Raw genomic sequence first — 19,837 nt, forward strand, 5'->3', positions numbered from 1 at the left:
GAAAACATGGACGCAAACCAGATCCAGAACCTGTTTGCCAGTAATGTCCGCCAGCTTCTGGTGGATGCAGACCTTGATTATGATAAATTATATGAGATACGTCTCCGCGTGGGAAGACCTCTGTTCCTCACTTATGATGGGGGAGAATGTTTCCTCCGGCAAAAAGATACAGAACCTTATCTGGTTACGCGGGAGGATCTTAAGGAAACACTGGAGTATGTCAGCGGCTATTCCCTGTATGCTTATGAAGATGAGATTCGCCAGGGGTTTTTGAGTGTACAGGGTGGGCACCGTGTAGGAGTTACCGGAAAGGTGATCCTGGACGGAAACCGTATCCGTGGGATGAAATATATTTCCTGCATCAATGTCCGTCTGGCACATGAGATCCAGGGATGTGCAGAAGAAGTGCTGCCATATATCCAGACAAGAGAGCAGATCATGCATACCTTGATCGTTTCTCCGCCCAGATGTGGGAAGACCACGCTTCTTCGGGATATCATCCGGCAGATGAGTAATGGATGGGGAAATATTTCCGGTGTTACGGTAGGAGTAGTCGATGAGCGCAGTGAGCTGGCCGGATGCTATCAGGGGATCCCTCAGAATGACCTTGGAATGCGTACGGATATCCTGGACGGCTGTCCGAAAGCAGAAGGGATGCAGATGCTGATCCGGTCAATGTCGCCGGTTGTGGTTGCTGTGGATGAACTTGGAAAAGAAGAAGATTTCAAGGCTGTGGAATCAGTTATCCACTGTGGATGTCGTCTGATCGCAACTGCACATGGAGCTTCCATGGAAGAAACATTATCCCAGCCGTTTTTCCGGAAATTGTGGGAAGCGCGGGTTTTCCAGAGATATATTTTTCTGGGAAAGCATGAACGTGCAGGAATCGTGGAAGGAATCTATGATGAAAATGGGAAATGCCTATGTACCGGATTGTAGGCTGTATTCTGGTAGTGGCGGCAGGAGCCGGAATGGGATTTTCCGGAAGTATGAGACTTTCGGAGCAGATTCGTATACTGGAAAAACTGCTTCAGATGGTGATCTGCCTGAAAGGCGAGATCCGCTGCGGGAATGCATCACTGCCGGATGCTTTTTATGGAGCAGCAGGAAGAATGAATGGAAAATACAGAGAGTTTCTCATCAGTGCCGCGGACAGGATGAAAGCGGGAACAGGAGAAAAACTTTCACAGATATGCAGGGAATGTGCGGAAAGCGCCCTGAAAAAAAGCTGCCTTACCCATGGGGAAAAGGACGCTTTTTTTTCTTTCGGAGAATATCTGGGCTATATGGATCTGGAAATGCAGATGCGACAGCTTTCCCTGTATGAAAATAATCTGGAAGCAGAGATATTGAAGCGGAAAGCGGAGGTTTCCGGAAAGAAAAAACTGTACCAGGGAATTGGGATTCTTGGAGGCCTGCTGCTTGCGGTTCTCCTGGTATAGTATTGTTTATCAGACAGTAGTAAGAAGGACAGGCTTTCAGAAGAAAAGGAGGGATCATTTGGAGGTCAGTATCATATTTAAGATCGGTGCAGTAGGGATCCTGGTCTCTGTTCTTTCTCAGATCCTGAAACATAGCGGAAGGGAGGAACAGGCTTTTCTGGTGAGTTTTTCAGGACTTCTTTTAGTACTGTTCTGGATCGTGCCGTATATTTATGAGCTTTTTAAAAATATCCAGCAGCTTTTTGTACTGTAGGGGAGGGAAAGAACCGTGGATATTCTGAAGATTTCTGTTCTGGGAGCGGCAGGGGTTCTTCTGGGGATTCTTCTGAAAGACCGCGCACCGGAGTATGTAAGCCTTGTTACGATGGGAATAGGTCTTGTGATACTGGGATTAGCGGTAGGGAAGATCAGCTATCTGTTCCAGTCTCTGGAGAGACTGAAACAGAGTCTTCCGATTGATGGAAGCTATATTACTACTTTGCTGAAGATGATCGGGATCACCTATATCGGACAATTTTCATCCGGTATATGCAGAGATGCAGGATATTCCTCCACTGGTGCACAGATCGAACTGTTCTGCCGGTTATCTGTAATGGTTTTAAGTATGCCGGTTCTTCTGGCACTGCTGGATACCATACAGGGATTTCTTGCATGAAAAGATATTGGTCAGAGATTTGTGCAGCCCTGTTTCTGGCTGTAGTTATAAGCTGTTTTGGCGGTGTGATCGTTTATGCTTCTTCGGCGGAACAACAGATCACAGATCAGATGGAGCTTACCGACCTGCAGTCCATGGTAGATGAGATGCTTGGAGAAAAAACATTTTCTGTTACAGAAGCGTTTCACAGACTGTTGTCAGGGGAAGAGGTGCTTTCGGAGGAGAGTGTGCGGGAATTTTTGCACAGTCTCCTTTTTTACGGTATTGAAAGAGAAAAAGAGCTGATCGTGAAGTTGCTGCTTCTGCTGTTGTTCGCTGCCGTTTTTTCCGGGTTTGCCGGTGCCTTTGATAACGGGCAGGTGGGAGAGATCAGTTTTTATGTGGTGTATCTTCTTGTTTTTACTCTTCTGATGAACAGTTTTTCCGGTTTGAGTGCATCATTGCTTTCAATGCTTGCGTGGATCACGGAGTTTATGAAGGAACTCTCACCGGTGTATTTTATGGCAGTGGCAGCAGCGTCAGGTGCATCCAGTGCAGCTGCTTTTTATCAGGGAGTATTGCTTCTGGTGTGGCTTTTTCAATGGATCCTGGAACGAGTACTGCTTCCCGGAGTGAGTTTATATATTCTTCTGAAATTTGTAAATCATCTTTCCAGGGAAGAAATGCTGGGAAAAATGGCTGAGCTGATCGAGACGGTGATCTCCTGGGGGCTTCGGACATTACTTGGAGTGGCAGCAGGACTGCAGGTGGTGCGTGGGCTTGTAGCTCCGGTAATGGATTCTCTGAAGCGGAGTGCTGTGGGAAAAACTGCCGGTGCTCTTCCTGGGATCGGGAGCGCGGTAAATGCAGTTACGGAACTGGTCCTTACCACAGCTGTTCTTGTAAGAAACAGTCTGGGCATTGCGCTTTTACTGGTGATCCTGGCGGTGGGGGCGGGGCCATTGGTCCGATATGGACTTTTGTCACTGACCTATCGCTTTCTGGCGGCTGCGGCGCAGCCTGTATCAGACAAACGGCTGGTAGAAGCCTTTGGTACCATGGCAGAGGGATGTGCACTTCTGATGAGAATCCTGTTTACTGCGGAAATTTTATGTATGCTTACATTTCTGATCCTGATGGCAGGAGGAGGCTTGGGATGAGAACAGAACTTTATCAGTGGATGAAAAGCCTGGCTTTTTTTCATGTACTTACTACAGCACTTCTGCATATTCTGCCTGATAAGCGTTATGAGCAGTATATACGGCTGTTTATGGGGCTTCTGTTGGTGCTTTTGATCTGTACACCTATATTTGCCGTAGTGGGAAAAAGTGAAGAACTTCTGTCCGGATTCAGCAATAATTATGGGAGAGAAGAACAGGTACGTATGGAGACAGAAGCAGAAGGAATAAGGGAAACATTTCTTAAAGGAGCATATGAACAGGAGTTGAAGGATCAGGTTCAGGGTATCCTCAGGAAAGAAGGGGTTTTTTCGGCAAAAACAGAAGTAGATCTGGAGAAAGAGCTTCAGCTGACCATAACACTTTATGGAACAGTCACAGAAAAACAGAGGGAGGCGGTGAAAAATGAGCTCGAAAGAATCTGCGGACTCAGGAAAGGACAGTATCAGATCCTGGCTTCTGAGGATGGGATGGAAGGAGTGGGGAGTTTTCCTTCTTCTGGGAATCCTTCTTCTGGTGGCAGGACTTCCGGTAACCCGAAAGAACAGTAAAACAGCAGAGGATCAGAATGCGGAGAAAACCCGCCTGGAGAGCCGCCTTGAGGAACTGCTTTCTAATGTGGAAGGAGTCGGAGAAGTGGAAGTGATCATTATGACCGGGGATGAGGGAAATACGGAAAACTTTTCCATAAGCAGCAAAAATGAAGTTACCGGTGTACTGGTGGCGGCCCAGGGAGCAGGCAGCGCAGTGACAGTCCAGAATATTCAGCAGGCAATTATGGCATTATTTCAGATCGACGCTAATAAAATTAGAATAATGAAAATGAAATGAGGAGAGTAGAAGTGAAAAAGATCATGAAGAAAAATCAGGTAATCATCACCTCGCTGGCCATTCTCATTGCTGTGGCCGGATATCTGAATTTCGCAGATGTGGATCTGGGATTTAAGGATAAGGAGACGAGTACAGACAGCAGCAGTATCCTGGATGACGTGGATTATGATCTGACCGATGAAACAGCCCTTCTGGATGAGAACGGGGCAGATGGCACAACCCAGTCGGAGGTGATGGATACCGCATCTCCGGGCGAGGCCGTACTTACCGGTGCTTCGGATTTTGCAGCACAGGCAAAAGTCAGCAGGGAGCAGGTGCGTTCCCAGAACAAAGCGGACCTGCAGGCAATCATCAGTAATAAAGACATCAGTGATGAGGAAAAACAGAATGCCATTAACACAATGGTTTCCATGACAGATCTTACAGAAAAAGAGGCGGCTGCAGAGCTTCTTCTGGAGGCGAAGGGCTTTGAAAATGTGATCGTAAATCTGACGGGTGAAACTGCGGATGTTGTGGTGCCGGATGCAGATCTGGAGGATGCAAAACGTGCACAGATCGAGGATATTGTAAAGAGGAAAACCGGTGTGGCAGCAGAGAGCATTGTGATCACGCCTCTGAGTCAAAGTAAAAATGCATCGGATGTCATAAATACTGCAGATGAAGCTGAAAAAAATACGGGAGGTGCAGAGGATAATGCGGAAAGTACAGGTGATGAGGTGCAGGATACCGCTGCATCTGTGGAAAGCGATCCGGCGGATCAAACATCTGAGGACGCAGAGACGGCTGCAGATATCCAGAACGATCAGACTATTGATACAGAGGGAATTTACGACTGAATTGCCTTGACAGCAAAGCCTTGTCTATACTAGAATAGGAAAGGTTATAGTAAAATAGAGATATCAGAGAATATACAGGAGGCTCACGTGTCGAAGTATACGAAAGAAATAGAAAAAAGAAGAACATTTGCCATCATCTCTCATCCGGATGCTGGTAAAACAACATTAACAGAAAAATTTCTGCTGTATGGAGGGGCCATCAATCTGGCCGGAAGTGTAAAGGGTAAGGCTACGGCCCGCCATGCAGTATCAGACTGGATGGAGATCGAGAAGGAAAGAGGTATTTCCGTTACTTCATCCGTTCTTCAGTTCCATTATGACGGATATTGTATAAACATTCTGGATACACCTGGACATCAGGATTTCTCCGAGGATACCTACCGTACATTGATGGCTGCGGATTCAGCAGTTATGGTCATCGATGGATCCAAGGGTGTTGAGGCACAGACCCGTAAGCTTTTCAAGGTCTGTGTTATGAGACACATTCCGATCTTTACTTTTATCAATAAGATGGACAGAGATGCCAACGATACTTTTGATCTTCTGGATGAGATCGAAAAAGAGCTTGGTATTGCAACCTGTCCGATCAACTGGCCAATCGGCTCCGGTAAGAAATTCCGGGGTGTGTTTGATCGTAATACAAAGAAGATCCTTACCTTTTCCGATACACAGAAGGGCACCAAGGAAGGTGTGATAGAAGAGATTGATATTAATGATCCCCGTGCAGATGAGGTCATGGATCCTGAGCAGAAAGAGCAGCTGATGGAAGAAATCGAGCTTCTGGATGGCGCAAGCGCGGAGTTTTCTCAGGAAGAGGTCAGCAAAGGACAGCTGACACCGGTATTTTTCGGTTCTGCTCTTACCAACTTTGGTGTGGAAACATTTCTGGAGCATTTCCTGAAGATGACCACTTCTCCGCTTCCGAGAACTGCAGACTGCGGACCGGTAGATCCTATGAGTGATGATTTTTCAGCCTTTGTATTTAAGATTCAGGCGAATATGAACAAGGCTCACAGAGACCGTATCGCATTTATGAGGATCTGTTCAGGCAAGTTTGATGCGACCAAAGAGGTTTATCATGTGCAGGGAGACAAGAAGATGCGACTTCTTCAGCCGCAGCAGATGATGGCAGAATCCCGTCATGTTGTGGAGGAGGCTTATGCAGGTGATATCATCGGTGTCTTTGACCCGGGTATTTTTTCTATTGGAGATACCATCTGCGCACCTGGAAAGAAATTTGCCTTTGAGGGGATCCCGACCTTCGCGCCGGAGCATTTCGCACGTGTGCGTCAGATCGATACCATGAAGAGAAAACAGTTTGTAAAAGGTATCAACCAGATCGCTCAGGAAGGTGCGATCCAGATATTCCAGGAGTTTAACACCGGTATGGAGGAGATTATTGTGGGTGTTGTCGGTATCCTGCAGTTTGATGTCCTGAAATACCGTCTGGAGAATGAGTACAATGTAGATATCCGCCTGGAAACACTTCCATATGAGCATATCCGCTGGATTGCCAACAAGGAGACTGTAAAAGTAGATAAGATCGTGGGAACTTCTGATATGAAGAAAGTCACAGACCTTAAGGGAAATCCGTTGCTGCTCTTTGTCAATGCATGGAGTGTTGGCATGGTTGAGGACAGAAACCCTGATCTGGTACTGACAGAATTCAGTAAATAAGCCCTTTTATTTCATAACTTTTTTTGATATAATAGTATAAAATTACGAACAAAAATATTATATCCGTAGGAGGGTTTCCCATGGCAGAAAAAAGAACAACATATAAGATACAGGATTTGGGCGGAATCGGTGAAGTTCACATTGCAGATGAAGTTGTTGCGATCGTTGCAGGACTTGCAGCAACAGATGTGGATGGAGTTGCTTCCATGGCAGGAAATATCACCAATGAGCTGGTAAGTAAACTTGGAAAGAAGAATCTGTCCAAGGGCGTGAGAGTAACCATTCTGGAAGGAGTCGTTACCGTGGATCTGTCACTGAATATCGAGTATGGCAGAAACATTCTTGAGACAAGCAAGAAGGTTCAGGAGAAGGTTAAATCCGCTATTGAGAATATGACAGGACTTGAGGTTGCAGATGTAAATATTCATATTGCCAGCGTGGATATGGAGAACGAAAAAGGAAAGTAAACCTTTCCTTTTTTCCGTCTTAGGAGGAAATTATGAGAAGAAGAGAACAGAGAGAACATGTATTTAAACTTATGTTTATGACAGAGTTTAATTCAGAAGAAGAGATGACAGAACAGCTCTCTCTTTATTTTGAAGGTCTTGGAGAACTTTCAGAACAGGACCAGGAATATATGAAGAAGAAGTACGCACATGTGAAAGAACATCTGGAAGAGATCGATGCACAGCTGAACAGTGCAAGCCGTGGATGGAAGACAAAGCGTATGAGCCGTGTGGATCTTGCGGCACTTCGTCTGGCAGTATATGAGATGGAATATGATGCAGACGTACCGACAGGAGTAGCTATCAACGAAGCGGTAGAACTTGCCAAAAGATTTGGCGGAGATGCTTCCGGCTCCTTTGTAAATGGAGTACTGGGTAAGATCGCATCTGAGAAGGATGAAAAGAAAAACGAGGAGGAGACTGCTGACACAGAAGAGAAGGCAGCAGAAGCCCCGGAAGAGAACGCATGAGAAATGTCTATTCTGTCGGTCAGGTAAACCATTATGTCAAAAATATGTTTACCCAGGATTACTTTCTCCGGAAAGTCTATGTAAAGGGAGAGGTATCCAACTGTAAATACCATACCAGCGGACATATTTATTTTTCCCTGAAGGATGAAACAGGCACATTAAGCTGTGTGATGTTTGCGGGACACCGTAGGGGTCTTGCTTTTCGCATGAAGGACGGGGATAAGGTAGTTGCAGGCGGAATTGTAGACGTATATGAGAGAGACGGGCGTTATCAGCTTTATGCAAAAGAGATCACACTGGAGGGTGCTGGTGCCCTCTATGAGCGGTATCTGGCACTGAAACAGGAACTTGAGGATATGGGGATGTTTGCCCAGGAATATAAGCAGCCCATTCCTCATTTTATTCATACCCTTGGCGTGGTGACAGCACCTACTGGTGCAGCAGTACAGGATATCCGCAATATTGCAGGCAGAAGGAATCCATATCTGCAGGTGATCCTTTATCCGGCACTTGTGCAGGGAGAGGGAGCGGCGCAGAGTATCGTAAAGGGAATCCGGATGCTGGATAAAGCAGGGGTGGACGTGATCATCGTCGGCCGTGGAGGTGGCTCTATTGAAGATCTCTGGGCCTTTAACGAGGAGAGCGTTGCCCGTGCTATTTTTGAGTGCAGGACACCGGTGATCTCGGCAGTGGGACATGAGACGGATTTTACCATTGCGGATTTTGTAGCAGACCTGCGGGCACCTACACCATCTGCTGCAGCAGAGCTGGCAGTGGATGATTTTCGCAGTGTTCTGGAGAGCTTTCATATGTACGGAGACCGTCTGCAGCGTGCCATGAACAGTAAGACAGAACTTTTTGCCGCAAAACTTAAGGCCTATGAGAACAGATTCCAGTATCTGAGTCCGGAGTCCATGCTACGTGAAAAACGTCAGTATGCATCGGAGCTGGAGGAATGCCTGTGTTCTTCCATGAAACAAAAGCTTACAGAGAAAAGACATGAACTGGCAATATGGATCCAGCGGTTTGAGGGACTTTCTCCATTAAGAAAGCTAAATGGAGGATATGCATTTGTGTCCGACTTAGGCGGACATGCGGTGACAGAGATCAGTCAGATAAAAAAAGGTGACAGGATCTCCATTGCAGTAACCGATGGAGTCATAGAAGCAGTTGCGGATCGCATCAGGAAGGAAGAGCGATAATGGCAGAAGCAAAGAAAGAAGAGAAATCCATAGAAGATACTTTTGGGGAGCTTGATCTGCTTGCCCGGAAGCTGGAGGATAAAGAAACACCTCTTGAGGAGTCTTTCCGCCTCTACAGACAGGGAATGGAGCTCCTAAAGGATCTGAACGGAAGACTGGATACTGTAGAAAAAAAGATGCTTCAGATGAATGAGGATGGGACATTTCGTGAATTTTAAAGAAGAACTGAAAAGAAGAACAGAAGAAGCAGAACATGTGATCCGGGAATATCTTCCGGAAGAATCCGGTTTTGCAAAAACCATGGCAGAGGCTATGAATTACAGTATGACGGCAGGTGGAAAGAGACTCCGCCCGATCCTGATCAGGGAAACCTACGAGCTGTTTGGAGGAAAGGATAAGCTTTGTGAGCCTTTTATGGCGGCTATGGAGATGATCCATACACATTCGTTGATCCATGATGATCTCCCTGCACTGGATAACGATGATTACCGAAGGGGAAGGCTGACCACACATAAAGTATACGGAGAGGCCATGGGCGTTTTAAGCGGTGTGGCACTCCTTAACAGAGCTTATGAAGTAATGCTTTCCGCCTTTGATCTGACCGAGGATAAAGACCGTGTGATAGCCGCCATGCGGATCATTGCAGATAAGACCGGCATCAACGGTATGCTAGGTGGACAGAGTGTGGATGTGGAGAATGATGGGAAACCTCTGGAACACAAGATGCTGGATTATATTTACAAAAACAAGACCTCCGCATTGATCGAGGCTTCCATGATGACCGGTGCTGTGCTGGCAGGGGCATCTGAGAAAGAACTTGAGATTGTGGAGCAGGCTGCAGAAAACATCGGGCTGGCTTTTCAGATCCAGGATGATATCCTTGATGTGACCAGTATCCAGGAGGAACTGGGAAAACCGATCCACAGTGATGAAAAAAACAACAAGGTTACCTATGTAAGCCTTGTTGGAGCCCCGGCAGCAGCCAGCAGGGTTAAAGAACTTTCTGACCATGCGGTAGAACTTTTAGACGACCTTGACAGGAAGAACGGCTTTCTGGATCTTCTTGTGGAAAGTCTTGTCAGCCGCAGGAAATAGAAAGAACAAAGGAAGGGTACAAATGATTCTGGAAAAAATTAAAAAGCCAAATGATATTCATAAAGTTTCATTGGAGGATTTTCCGCGCCTTGCTGAGGAAATCAGGAGCTTTTTGATCCAGAGTGTAAGTGAGACAGGTGGCCATCTGGCATCCAATCTGGGTGTGGTGGAGCTGACTCTTGCTCTGCATAATGAGCTTGATCTTCCACAGGATAAGCTGATCTGGGATGTGGGACATCAGGCTTATACACATAAAATCCTTACAGGAAGAAAAGACGGCTTTAAGGATCTTCGTAAAGAAGGAGGTTTAAGCGGTTTTCCAAAAAGGAATGAAAGTGACTGTGATTCGTTTGATACCGGACACAGTTCCAATTCCATTTCCGCAGGACTTGGCTATGTCCGTGCCAGAGACCTGATGGGAGAGAAATACCATGTGGTTTCCGTGATCGGAGATGGTGCGCTTACCGGTGGGATGGCTTATGAAGCATTGAACAATGCGGCTGAGCTGAAGACTAATTTTATTATTATCATCAATGATAATAACATGTCTATTTCCAAGAACGTAGGAGGAATGTCCACCTATTTAAGCGCTCTGCGTACAGCTGAGACTTATACAGGAATGAAGATTGGCGTGACAAAAACACTCAAAAAGATTCCCCATGTTGGAACCGCTGTGGTAGATACGGTCCGAAAGACCAAGAGCAGCATCAAGCAGCTGATCATTCCCGGAATGCTTTTTGAAAATATGGGGCTGACTTATCTGGGACCGGTAGATGGCCATAATATGCGTCAGATGATGAAGCTTTTTAATGAGGCAAAGAGAGTGGAGGGACCGGTTGTTGTCCATGTCCTTACAGAAAAAGGCAGAGGCTATGGACCGGCATCTTCCCATCCGGAGCGTTTTCACGGAACAGGTCCTTTTGACATCCAGAGTGGCAGACCCCTTACAGCAAAAACAGCGCCGACATATACGGATCATTTTTCCGGTGCAATATGTTCTTTGGCAGAGAAGAACAAAAAAGTAGTTGCTATTACAGCTGCTATGCCAGATGGAACCGGACTGAACCGATTCCGGAAGAAATTCCCGGAGCGTTTTTTTGATGTGGGTATTGCGGAAGAACATGCAGTAACCTTTGCGGCAGGCATGGCACTTGGGGGAATGATCCCGGTTTTTGCGGTATATTCTTCGTTCCTGCAGAGAGGGATCGATCAGATCCTTCACGATGTATGTATGCAGGATCTTCATGTGATCTTTGCCATTGACAGGGCAGGATTTGTCGGAGCAGATGGTGAAACACATCATGGATGCTTTGATTTATCCTATCTGTCCATGATTCCCAATATGACAGTTATGGCTCCTAAGAATGGAAAAGAGCTTGAGGAGATGTTGAAATTTGCAGTAGAAGAGCTGGATGGTCCCTGTGCGATCCGATATCCGAAAGGATCGGCATGTACCGATATGGAAGAATGTCATGAGCCACTTAAGAAGGGCAGAAGTGAAGTGATCACTCCAGGCAGTGAGATTGCAGTTCTCGGGGTTGGCAGCATGGTTTCTGTCTGTCAGAAGGTCTGTGAAGAGATAAGAGATCACAAAATAGCAGGAGCTACGTTTGTCAATGTCCGTTTTGTAAAGCCTCTGGATACAGAGCTCCTTGATCGGCTTTCGCAGAACCACAGTCTTTTGGTCACTGTGGAGGAGAATGTAAAAAGCGGTGGGTTCGGAGAACATGTATCTGCTTATATGGAAGCCTGTCATCCGGAAGTAAGAGTTCTTCCACTGGCAATACCGGATCATTTTATTGAGCATGGAACGGTGGACCGTCAGCGAATGAAAATAGGTTTAAATGTACAGGGAATCCTGGATGCGGTAGAACAGAGCTGGGAAAATCTTGTGAATAACAGAAAATAAAGGACATAGCCTTTGCAGAAGAATACGAAGCTGTGAGGCATTTTACAGCCCGGCACATAAAGAGCCGGGCTGTTGGAGGATAATATGAAAAAAAGACTGGATATCATGATGGTGGAACAGGGACTTGCACCGTCACGCGAAAAAGCAAAAGCGTATATCATGGCCGGGGAAGTATATGTCAACGGTCAGAAGGAAGACAAGGCTGGCTCCATGTTTGCTGAGACTGTCAAGCTGGAGGTAAGAGGAAAGACTCTTCCTTATGTCAGCAGAGGCGGACTGAAGCTGGAAAAAGCCATGAAAAATTTTGGCGTGACACTGAAGGATAAGGTGTGCATGGATGTAGGCGCATCCACCGGTGGTTTCACAGATTGTATGCTTCAGAACGGAGCGGTCAAAGTCTATTCCATTGATGTGGGATATGGACAGCTGGACTGGAAACTCAGGAATGATCCAAGAGTTGTATGCATGGAAAAAACAAATATCCGCTATGTGGTACCGGAAGATCTGGAAGGTCCGGCAGCATTTTCTTCGATCGATGTTTCTTTTATCTCCCTTACAAAAGTGCTTCTTCCTGTAAGAAACCTTCTCACAGAGGACGGAGAGATCGTATGTCTCATCAAACCTCAGTTTGAGGCCGGCAGAGAAAAAGTCGGAAAAAAAGGCGTTGTCCGTGATCCGAAGGTCCATGAAGAAGTCATTGAGAAAGTCAGAGATTATGCCATGAGCATTTTTATGGAGCCCTGTCATCTTTCCTTTTCTCCCATCAAGGGACCTGAAGGAAATATTGAATATCTCCTTCATCTGAAGAAACATCCGGAAGGAACAGAAGTACCTGTGAGTCTTGACGTATCCGTAGAGGATGTGGTAAAGGAAGCCCACGGACAGCTGGACTGATGTTTGGAAAGGACTGAAGCAATATGGACAGATTTTATATAATTCCAAACAGTGCCAAGGATCCGGAACTGACATTTTCTAATAGGATCATTGCCTATCTGGAGAAGCATGGTGCCAGGTGTCATGTGCAGAAGATTACCGAAAAAATGGAAGGACCGTATCATTATACGGACCCGGATGGGATTCCGCAGGATACACAGTGCATTATTGTACTGGGTGGAGATGGAACACTTCTGCAGGCTGCAAGGGATGTGGTGCATCTGGATATCCCTCTTCTTGGAATCAATCTGGGAACTCTGGGATTTCTTGCCGAGGTGGATAAAAATTCCGTGTATCCGGCTCTGGATCGGCTTCTGTCAGATGACTATGAGCTGGAAGATCGTATGATGCTGGAAGGAAAGATCTATCGGGGAGAAGAACTTATTGGAAAAGATATCGCATTAAATGATATTGTGATCGGAAGAGAAGGACATCTCCGTGTGATCCGTTTCAAGAATTATGTTAATGATGCATATATGAATTCATACAATGCAGATGGTATCATCATTTCCACTCCGACCGGTTCTACCGGATATAGTCTGTCAGCGGGAGGTCCCGTGGTTTCTCCCAGTGCCAGTATGATGATCATGACCCCCATCGCTCCCCATACCATGAACACCCGAAGTATCATTCTTTCCGGGGAAGAGGCAGTTACAGTAGAGATCGGTGAGGGAAGACATAATACCATTGAGAAAGCGGTGGCCTCTTTCGACGGGGATACCCAGATATCCATGGTCACCGGTGACCGGATCGTGATCCGGAAAGCCACAGTCAGGACAAAAATCCTCAAGCTGAACCATCTGAGCTTTGTGGAGGTTCTGAGACAGAAAATGAGTAACAGCTGATGCAGGAGGTTCAATTTTGAAAGTAGCAAGACATGAAAAAATTATCGAACTGATCCGTCAGTACGAGATCGATACACAGGAAGAACTTGCAGCAAGACTGAATGAGGCCGGTTTTAAGGTTACGCAGGCTACCGTATCCAGAGATATCCGTGCTCTGAAAATGACAAAGGTTGCAGGCAGCAACGGAAAGTCCAGATATGCGATCCTGGAAGAACATACACCGGATGTGTTAAGTGATAAATATTCCAGAGTTTTGAAAGATGCAGTGATCGCTATGAACATCGGACAGAATATCGTAGTGGTAAAAACAATTCCGGGAATGGCCATGGCGGCAGCAGCAGCTCTTGATGCCATGAAATGGCCGGAAATCCTGGGATGTATTGCCGGAGATGATACCATTATGTGTGTGGTGAAAACCTCTGAACAGGCACCGGGTGTAGTTCAGAAGCTTGGCGGGATCTTATCCAGAGGAAAATAAAATGACAGAATATGTAAATGCTTTATACCAGAAAGGAAATCAATGTTAGTACATCTGCATGTAAAAAATCTTGCACTGATAGAGGAATCAGAGGTGGAATTCGGACCAGGCTTAAATATCTTAACTGGTGAGACCGGAGCCGGAAAATCCATTCTGTTAGGATCCATACAGCTTATCCTGGGTGGAAAAACTTCCAGAAGCATGATTCGTGAAAATGCTTCCTATGCCCTGGTAGAGTTGCTGTTTCAGGTTGAAAACACGAAAGCCAGAGAGTCCCTTGCGGCGCTTGACATCTATCCGGAAGACGGACAGGTGCTGATGTCCCGCAAGATCATGGACGGCAGAAGTATCAACAAGATCAACGGAGAGACAAGTACTGTCAGCCAGATGAAAGCAGCAGCAGCCTGTCTTCTGGACATTCACGGACAGCATGAGCATCAGTCACTTCTTTATGGAGACCGCCAGCTGGCTATTTTGGATGTATACGGAAAAGAACAGATCCTTCCTGCCAGGGAGAAGGTCCGGAAAGCTTATCAGGAGTATCGGGACTGTGCGGATCAGCTGAAAGCACTGGATATGGATGAGGAACAGCGCAACCGCGAAAAAGCCTTTCTGGAATTTGAGATCAATGAGATCGAGGAGGCAGCTCTTATTCCGGGAGAGGACGAAACACTGGAGGACCGCTACCGGAAGCTGAGCAATGCCAGAAGAATCATGGAAACAGCACAAATGGTCCGTGGGATGACCGGATATGAACAGGGCGCCGCAGATATGACCGGAAATGCCCTGAAAGAGTTTTCAAGAATTGCAGATTACGATAAGGATCTTGCACCTTTACAGGAAGCTCTTGTGGAAATCGATTCACTTCTCAGTGACTTCTGCCGTGATCTGTCTTCTTATATGGATAGTTTGACTTTTGACGAAGAGACTTTTTTCGAAACAGAAAAAAGACTGGATCTGATCAATAGTCTGAAGGCAAAGTATGGACAGACGATCCATGAAATTTTGTCTTATCAGAAGGAACAGCAGGAAAAATTAGAAAAACTTCAAAGATTCGAAGAAAATTTCCGGTTACTGAAAGAAAAACTTATGCAGGCAGAAAAGATTCTTGAGGAAGCTTCGCATGAACTTTCAGAGATCCGGAAAAAATACAGTAAGCAGCTGGATGAAAAGATTATCGAAGGATTGAAGGAACTGAATTTTGAGGATGTGGATTTTTCTATCCGTTTTGACCGCAGAAAAAATTATACAGATAATGGTTATGATGCGGTGGAATATGAGATTTCCACAAATCCAGGTGAGAGTAGAAAACCGCTGGGACAGATTGTATCCGGTGGTGAGCTTTCCAGGATTATGCTTGCCATCAAAGCGATCCTTGCAGATAAAGATCAGATCGATACACTGATCTTTGATGAGATCGATACAGGGATCAGTGGGCGTACTGCACAGAAGGTCTCTGAAAAAATGGCAGTGATCGGACAGCACAGGCAGGTGCTTTGTATCACACATCTTCCACAGATCGCAGCAATGGCAGATACCCATTTTGAGATTGAGAAACATGTAGAAGGAACAGAAACCATCACCCAGATCCATCCTCTGGAAGGAGAGGAATCTGTTCGTGAGCTTGCCAGACTTCTGGGCGGTGCCCAGATCACGCCGGCTGTTCTTGGAAATGCAAGAGAGATGAAGGAATTGGCACAGCAACAAAAAAATACAAGACTGAAATAATTTATACGTTACATACTAAGAGAGGACGGCCGAAAGGTCGGTCCTCTTTTTTAACCGAATCAAGTCAGTCCCCTGCTTCAGTTGCGAAAAGCAATAAGCAGTGGGTGGGGATTTGCTTGTATCAGAAAATTACAAAGGATGTGACGTAAGATGAACAGAAAAAGAAAATACCGATGTTGGCTCCTTGTATTTCTTGCGCTGGATCTGATTCTGATGGGATGGCTGGGCTACCGGCTTCTGGACAGAAAAATCCCGGATCAGATTCTGGTGGATCATGAGGACAGCCGGGAAGTAGCCAATCTTCTTAAACGCCCTTTTATCAGCTTTGATGATGCGATCACCGTTTCAGGAAAAGACAGCTATAAGTTGCACTGCAGACTCTTGGGAGTGATCCCTTTTAAGGATGTGAAGGTAAAAAATATAACTGCAAAAGAAGTATATGCAAGCGGAGATGCAGTAGGTATTTATATGCAGACGAAAGGAGTTCTGATCATTGATACAGGCGAGATCCTTTCGGAAAGTGGTGAGATGGAAGAACCGGCCCGGGACATTGTAAAGCCGGGAGATTATATTGTGGCTTTTGATCAGAACCGGATCCAGTGCAAGCAGGATCTTCTGGAGGATCTTGCAGATCTTTGCGGAGAATCTGTAACACTGAAGGTCCGCCGGGGAAAAGAGACGATTCCCCTGTCCCTGACGCCGGTGAAAGATGAGAAAGGAAAATACAAGCTTGGCATCTGGGTGAGGGACGATACACAGGGAATCGGAACCCTGACTTATGTGGACGAAAATGGAGGGTTCGGTGCTCTTGGTCACGGGATCAGCGATGTGGATACCGGCGAACTTTTAAGTATCGCAGATGGAAATCTTTACAACGCCCAGATCCTGGGGATCCGGAAAGGAGAAAAAGGAAATCCCGGAGAACTATCTGGTCTGATCCGATACGAAGCTGACAATATCCTGGGTGAGATTTCCGAAAACAGTAAAAACGGCATTTTTGGAACTGTGGATGCTGACCAGGTGAAAAATCTGGATCTGAAGAAGATTCCTGTAGGTTACAAACAGGATCTGAAAATTGGACCCGCATCTGTTCTCTGCTGCACAGACGGCGAAGTAAAAGAATATGCCGCAGAGATCACCAGGATCGATATGAACCATGAGGATTCTAATAAGAGCTTTGTGATCCAGATCACAGATAAAGAACTCCTGGAAAAAACAGGTGGGATCGTTCAGGGAATGTCTGGAAGTCCTGTGCTTCAGAACGGAAAACTCTTTGGTGCTGTGACTCATGTATTTGTGCAGGATTCTACCGGCGGATATGGGATTTTTATTGAAAATATGACAGGCAATGCATAATCTGCAGTTGAGGAAAGAGGCACAAAAACATGGAAAAAGTCCGGGAAAAGTGCCTCTTTTTTATATGGGGAAAAATGCCGGATACAGATGGAAATACCTGCATTTTAGTGAATTTTGTGATATATAAGAGAAAAAATGTCGAAAAATATCGTACGAAAGTGTGATAAAATAACTACTTTTATCTTGATTTTACTACAGGATTTCCACTATAATAATTTTGTCGCCAGCAAGGGGAAAGCGCAGGCAGCTAACAGTGTCGGTTACTGCCATGGTGACAGGGGGTATGTCTGGAAACCCAAGGAGATAGAAGTTAGGAGGGTCCTCATGGACAAATTAAATGTTGCAATTGCTGATGATAACGCGAAAATGACAGACATGCTCGGTCAGATGATCGAAGAAGATAAAGACCTTGAACTGGTCGGAAAAGCACACAACGGAGAAGAAATCTGTAACATAATCAAAGATAAGGAGCCGGATGTGGTGATTCTCGACATCATTATGCCGAAGATGGACGGCCTTTCCGTTATGGAGAAATTTTCCCATAACGCAAATGTCAAAAAAGTTCCAGTGTTTATCGTATTATCTGCAATTGGACAGGAGAGGATTACAGAGGATGCATTCAGTCTTGGAGCAGACTATTATGTTTTGAAGCCTTTTGACAACACTACACTTTTAAACCGGATCAAACATATTCGGAAGATTGGGGACAGGAGAGTGCGGGAGATTGCAAGGCCAGGTATCACAGAAACCAAAAAGCCTCAGCCGGAGAGGAATCTGGAAACCGATGTGACGAATATCATTCATGAGATCGGAGTTCCGGCACACATCAAGGGGTATCAGTATTTAAGGGATGCGATCATTTTGTCTGTCAATGACATGGAAATGCTCAATTCCATTACCAAGGTATTATATCCAACCATTGCGAAACGCCATCAGACAACACCGAGCAGAGTGGAGCGGGCGATCCGACATGCGATCGAGGTGGCATGGAGCCGGGGAAAGATGGATACCATTGATGAATTGTTTGGATATACTGTAAGCACCGGAAAAGGGAAACCCACGAATTCTGAATTTATAGCACTGATCGCAGATAAAATCAGACTAGAATATAAAAATCGGTCTTTAAATTAGATGAATTTTGGAGTATAATCATAAATAAAAACGGGTGTACCCAGGGAGGGGAATACAGATGAAAAAAATTCTGTTTGCTACATCAGAAGCAGTACCTTTTATCAAAACAGGAGGACTCGCTGATGTTGCCGGCTCACTGCCTAAGTGCTTTGACAAAAAATATTTTGATATACGCGTGATCTTACCGAAATATGCCTGCATGAAACAGGAATGGAAAGACAAAATGGAGTATGTGACCCATTTTTATATGGATCTGGGATTTAAGAACTGCTATGTAGGCATTATGCAGATGCAGTATGACGGGATCCAGTTTTACTTCATTGACAATGAATATTATTTCAGCGGTCCGAAACCATATGACAGTGCACCATGGGATCTTGAGAAATTTGCTTTCTTTTCCAAAGCTGTGTTATCGGTTCTTCCGGTGATCGGATTCAGACCGGATATCATCCACTGTCATGACTGGCAGACAGGACTTGTTCCGGTTTACCTTCACGATTCTTTCCAGGAGAATGAATTCTTCCGTGGAATCAAGACTGTTATGACAATACATAACCTGAAATTTCAGGGTGTATGGGATGTTAAGACTGTTAAGGATATCACAGGCCTTTCCGATTACTACTTTGCGCCGGATAAACTGGAAGCATACAAGGACGCAAACTTCCTGAAGGGCGGTATGGTATTTGCAGATGCCATTACCACAGTAAGTAATACCTATGCAGAAGAGATCAAGACACCGTTTTATGGTGAGAAGCTGGACGGACTTCTCAATGCGAGAGCCAACAGCCTGCGTGGTATTGTAAATGGTATTGATTACAATGAATTCAATCCGGAGACAGATCCGAATATCACCAAGAACTACAATGCAAAGAACTTCCGCAAGGAGAAGATCAAGAACAAGATCCAGCTTCAGAAAGATCTTGGACTTGAGCAGGATCCGAAAGCTATGATGATCGGTATTGTATCCCGCCTGACAGATCAGAAGGGATTTGATCTGATCGCTTATATCATGGACGAACTGTGTCAGGATGCGGTTCAGATCGTTGCTCTTGGTACCGGTGAGGAACGTTATGAGAATATGTTCCGTCATTTTGACTGGAAGTATCATGGCAAGGTATCTGCACAGATCTACTATGATGAGGCAATGTCTCACAGAATTTATGCAGCATCTGACGCATTTCTGATGCCGTCACTGTTTGAGCCATGTGGCTTAAGCCAGCTGATGAGCCTTCGTTATGGAACTCTTCCGATCGTCAGAGAGACCGGTGGTCTGAAGGATACAGTTGTCCCGTACAATGAATTCGAGGGAACCGGAACAGGATTCTCCTTCGTAAATTACAATGCACATGAAATGCTTGCTACGATCCGTTATGCAGAGAGTGTATATTATGACAAGAAACGTGAATGGAATAAAATGGTAGATCGCGCGATGGCTGCAGATTTTTCCTGGAACAATTCCGCACGTCAGTATGAGGAAATGTACAATTGGTTAATTGGTGAGTAAGGATTCACCGAAGCGGTTCTCGCAATAAAAAGGCGCAGACGACAGATAATATGTCGTTTGCGCTTTTTTATTGCGGGAATAT

General features: G+C 45.5%; 22 protein-coding genes. All 22 read left to right on the forward strand.

The features are described 5' to 3' along the window. Nucleotides 1-6 precede the first annotated feature (6 nt). Nucleotides 7-939: a stage III sporulation protein AA gene (gene spoIIIAA / locus EAI83_RS00280; protein ID WP_015524435.1), complete on the forward strand. Its 933-nt coding sequence runs from the start codon at nt 7-9 to the stop codon at nt 937-939. Further along, nucleotides 924-1,442, forward strand: a complete 519-nt coding sequence (locus tag EAI83_RS00285; protein WP_021650701.1) for a stage III sporulation protein AB — start codon at nt 924-926, stop codon at nt 1,440-1,442. The genes spoIIIAA and EAI83_RS00285 overlap by 16 nt, the downstream gene beginning before the upstream one ends. 58 nt (nt 1,443-1,500) lie before the next feature. Continuing rightward, the gene (gene spoIIIAC / locus EAI83_RS00290; RefSeq protein ID WP_021650700.1) at nt 1,501-1,695 is read left to right on the forward strand and encodes a stage III sporulation protein AC; all 195 of its coding nucleotides are present in this window, start codon (nt 1,501-1,503) and stop codon (nt 1,693-1,695) included. Nucleotides 1,696-1,710: 15 nt separating this feature from the next. Beyond that, on the forward strand, nt 1,711-2,097 hold the full coding sequence (locus EAI83_RS00295) for a SpoIIIAC/SpoIIIAD family protein (RefSeq protein WP_021650699.1): 387 nt from the start codon (nt 1,711-1,713) through the stop codon (nt 2,095-2,097). Beyond that, complete coding sequence (locus tag EAI83_RS00300) at nt 2,094-3,236, forward strand: stage III sporulation protein AE (RefSeq protein WP_129974432.1); 1,143 nt, start codon at nt 2,094-2,096, stop codon at nt 3,234-3,236. Before EAI83_RS00295 ends, EAI83_RS00300 begins: the two co-directional genes overlap by 4 nt. Next, complete coding sequence (locus EAI83_RS00305) at nt 3,233-3,805, forward strand: stage III sporulation protein AF (protein ID WP_161206330.1); 573 nt, start codon at nt 3,233-3,235, stop codon at nt 3,803-3,805. Before EAI83_RS00300 ends, EAI83_RS00305 begins: the two co-directional genes overlap by 4 nt. Then, on the forward strand, nt 3,771-4,085 hold the full coding sequence (locus EAI83_RS00310) for a stage III sporulation protein AG (RefSeq protein ID WP_021650696.1): 315 nt from the start codon (nt 3,771-3,773) through the stop codon (nt 4,083-4,085). The genes EAI83_RS00305 and EAI83_RS00310 overlap by 35 nt, the downstream gene beginning before the upstream one ends. Nucleotides 4,086-4,096: 11 nt before the next feature. Next, nucleotides 4,097-4,921: a SpoIIIAH-like family protein gene (locus EAI83_RS00315; RefSeq protein ID WP_129974434.1), complete on the forward strand. Its 825-nt coding sequence runs from the start codon at nt 4,097-4,099 to the stop codon at nt 4,919-4,921. 87 nt (nt 4,922-5,008) lie between these two features. Continuing rightward, nucleotides 5,009-6,598: a peptide chain release factor 3 gene (locus EAI83_RS00320; RefSeq protein ID WP_022426368.1), complete on the forward strand. Its 1,590-nt coding sequence runs from the start codon at nt 5,009-5,011 to the stop codon at nt 6,596-6,598. Nucleotides 6,599-6,678: 80 nt separating this feature from the next. Further along, complete coding sequence (locus EAI83_RS00325) at nt 6,679-7,065, forward strand: Asp23/Gls24 family envelope stress response protein (protein ID WP_015524453.1); 387 nt, start codon at nt 6,679-6,681, stop codon at nt 7,063-7,065. Between the two features lie 32 nt (nt 7,066-7,097). Continuing rightward, nucleotides 7,098-7,574, forward strand: a complete 477-nt coding sequence (nusB, locus tag EAI83_RS00330) for a transcription antitermination factor NusB (protein WP_015524454.1) — start codon at nt 7,098-7,100, stop codon at nt 7,572-7,574. Next, complete coding sequence (gene xseA / locus EAI83_RS00335) at nt 7,571-8,776, forward strand: exodeoxyribonuclease VII large subunit (RefSeq protein WP_129974435.1); 1,206 nt, start codon at nt 7,571-7,573, stop codon at nt 8,774-8,776. Before nusB ends, xseA begins: the two co-directional genes overlap by 4 nt. Then, entirely contained in the window at nt 8,776-8,994 is a 219-nt protein-coding gene (gene xseB / locus EAI83_RS00340) for an exodeoxyribonuclease VII small subunit (protein ID WP_021650691.1), read from the forward strand. The genes xseA and xseB overlap by 1 nt, the downstream gene beginning before the upstream one ends. Next, a complete protein-coding gene (locus EAI83_RS00345; protein WP_129974436.1) occupies nt 8,984-9,871 on the forward strand; it encodes a polyprenyl synthetase family protein in 888 nt (295 codons plus the stop codon). Before xseB ends, EAI83_RS00345 begins: the two co-directional genes overlap by 11 nt. Nucleotides 9,872-9,893: 22 nt before the next feature. After that, nucleotides 9,894-11,780 carry a 1-deoxy-D-xylulose-5-phosphate synthase gene (gene dxs, locus EAI83_RS00350; protein ID WP_192926452.1) on the forward strand — a complete coding sequence of 629 codons (1,887 nt, stop codon included), beginning with the start codon at nt 9,894-9,896 and terminating at the stop codon, nt 11,778-11,780. An 84-nt stretch (nt 11,781-11,864) separates the two neighbouring features. Further along, complete coding sequence (locus EAI83_RS00355; protein ID WP_021650688.1) at nt 11,865-12,674, forward strand: TlyA family RNA methyltransferase; 810 nt, start codon at nt 11,865-11,867, stop codon at nt 12,672-12,674. Between the two features lie 23 nt (nt 12,675-12,697). Beyond that, entirely contained in the window at nt 12,698-13,558 is an 861-nt protein-coding gene (locus EAI83_RS00360) for an NAD(+)/NADH kinase (protein ID WP_015524460.1), read from the forward strand. A gap of 16 nt (nt 13,559-13,574) precedes the next feature. Then, nucleotides 13,575-14,036 carry an arginine repressor gene (argR, locus tag EAI83_RS00365; RefSeq protein ID WP_021650687.1) on the forward strand — a complete coding sequence of 154 codons (462 nt, stop codon included), beginning with the start codon at nt 13,575-13,577 and terminating at the stop codon, nt 14,034-14,036. Nucleotides 14,037-14,078: 42 nt separating this feature from the next. Then, a complete protein-coding gene (gene recN, locus EAI83_RS00370; protein ID WP_129974437.1) occupies nt 14,079-15,764 on the forward strand; it encodes a DNA repair protein RecN in 1,686 nt (561 codons plus the stop codon). Nucleotides 15,765-15,914: 150 nt separating this feature from the next. Further along, nucleotides 15,915-17,120, forward strand: coding sequence for a SpoIVB peptidase (gene spoIVB, locus EAI83_RS00375; protein ID WP_110102998.1), 1,206 nt, complete (start codon nt 15,915-15,917; stop codon nt 17,118-17,120). A 324-nt stretch (nt 17,121-17,444) separates the two neighbouring features. Further along, complete coding sequence (gene spo0A, locus EAI83_RS00380) at nt 17,445-18,251, forward strand: sporulation transcription factor Spo0A (RefSeq protein WP_015524464.1); 807 nt, start codon at nt 17,445-17,447, stop codon at nt 18,249-18,251. Between the two features lie 58 nt (nt 18,252-18,309). After that, nucleotides 18,310-19,755 (forward strand): glycogen synthase GlgA, encoded by a 1,446-nt coding sequence (glgA, locus tag EAI83_RS00385; RefSeq protein ID WP_015524465.1) that lies wholly within the window; start codon nt 18,310-18,312, stop codon nt 19,753-19,755. Nucleotides 19,756-19,837: the final 82 nt, after the last annotated feature.

The organism is Blautia sp. aa_0143, assembly GCF_004167315.1.
In the GTDB taxonomy this organism is placed as follows: domain Bacteria; phylum Bacillota; class Clostridia; order Lachnospirales; family Lachnospiraceae; genus Blautia_A; species Blautia_A fusiformis.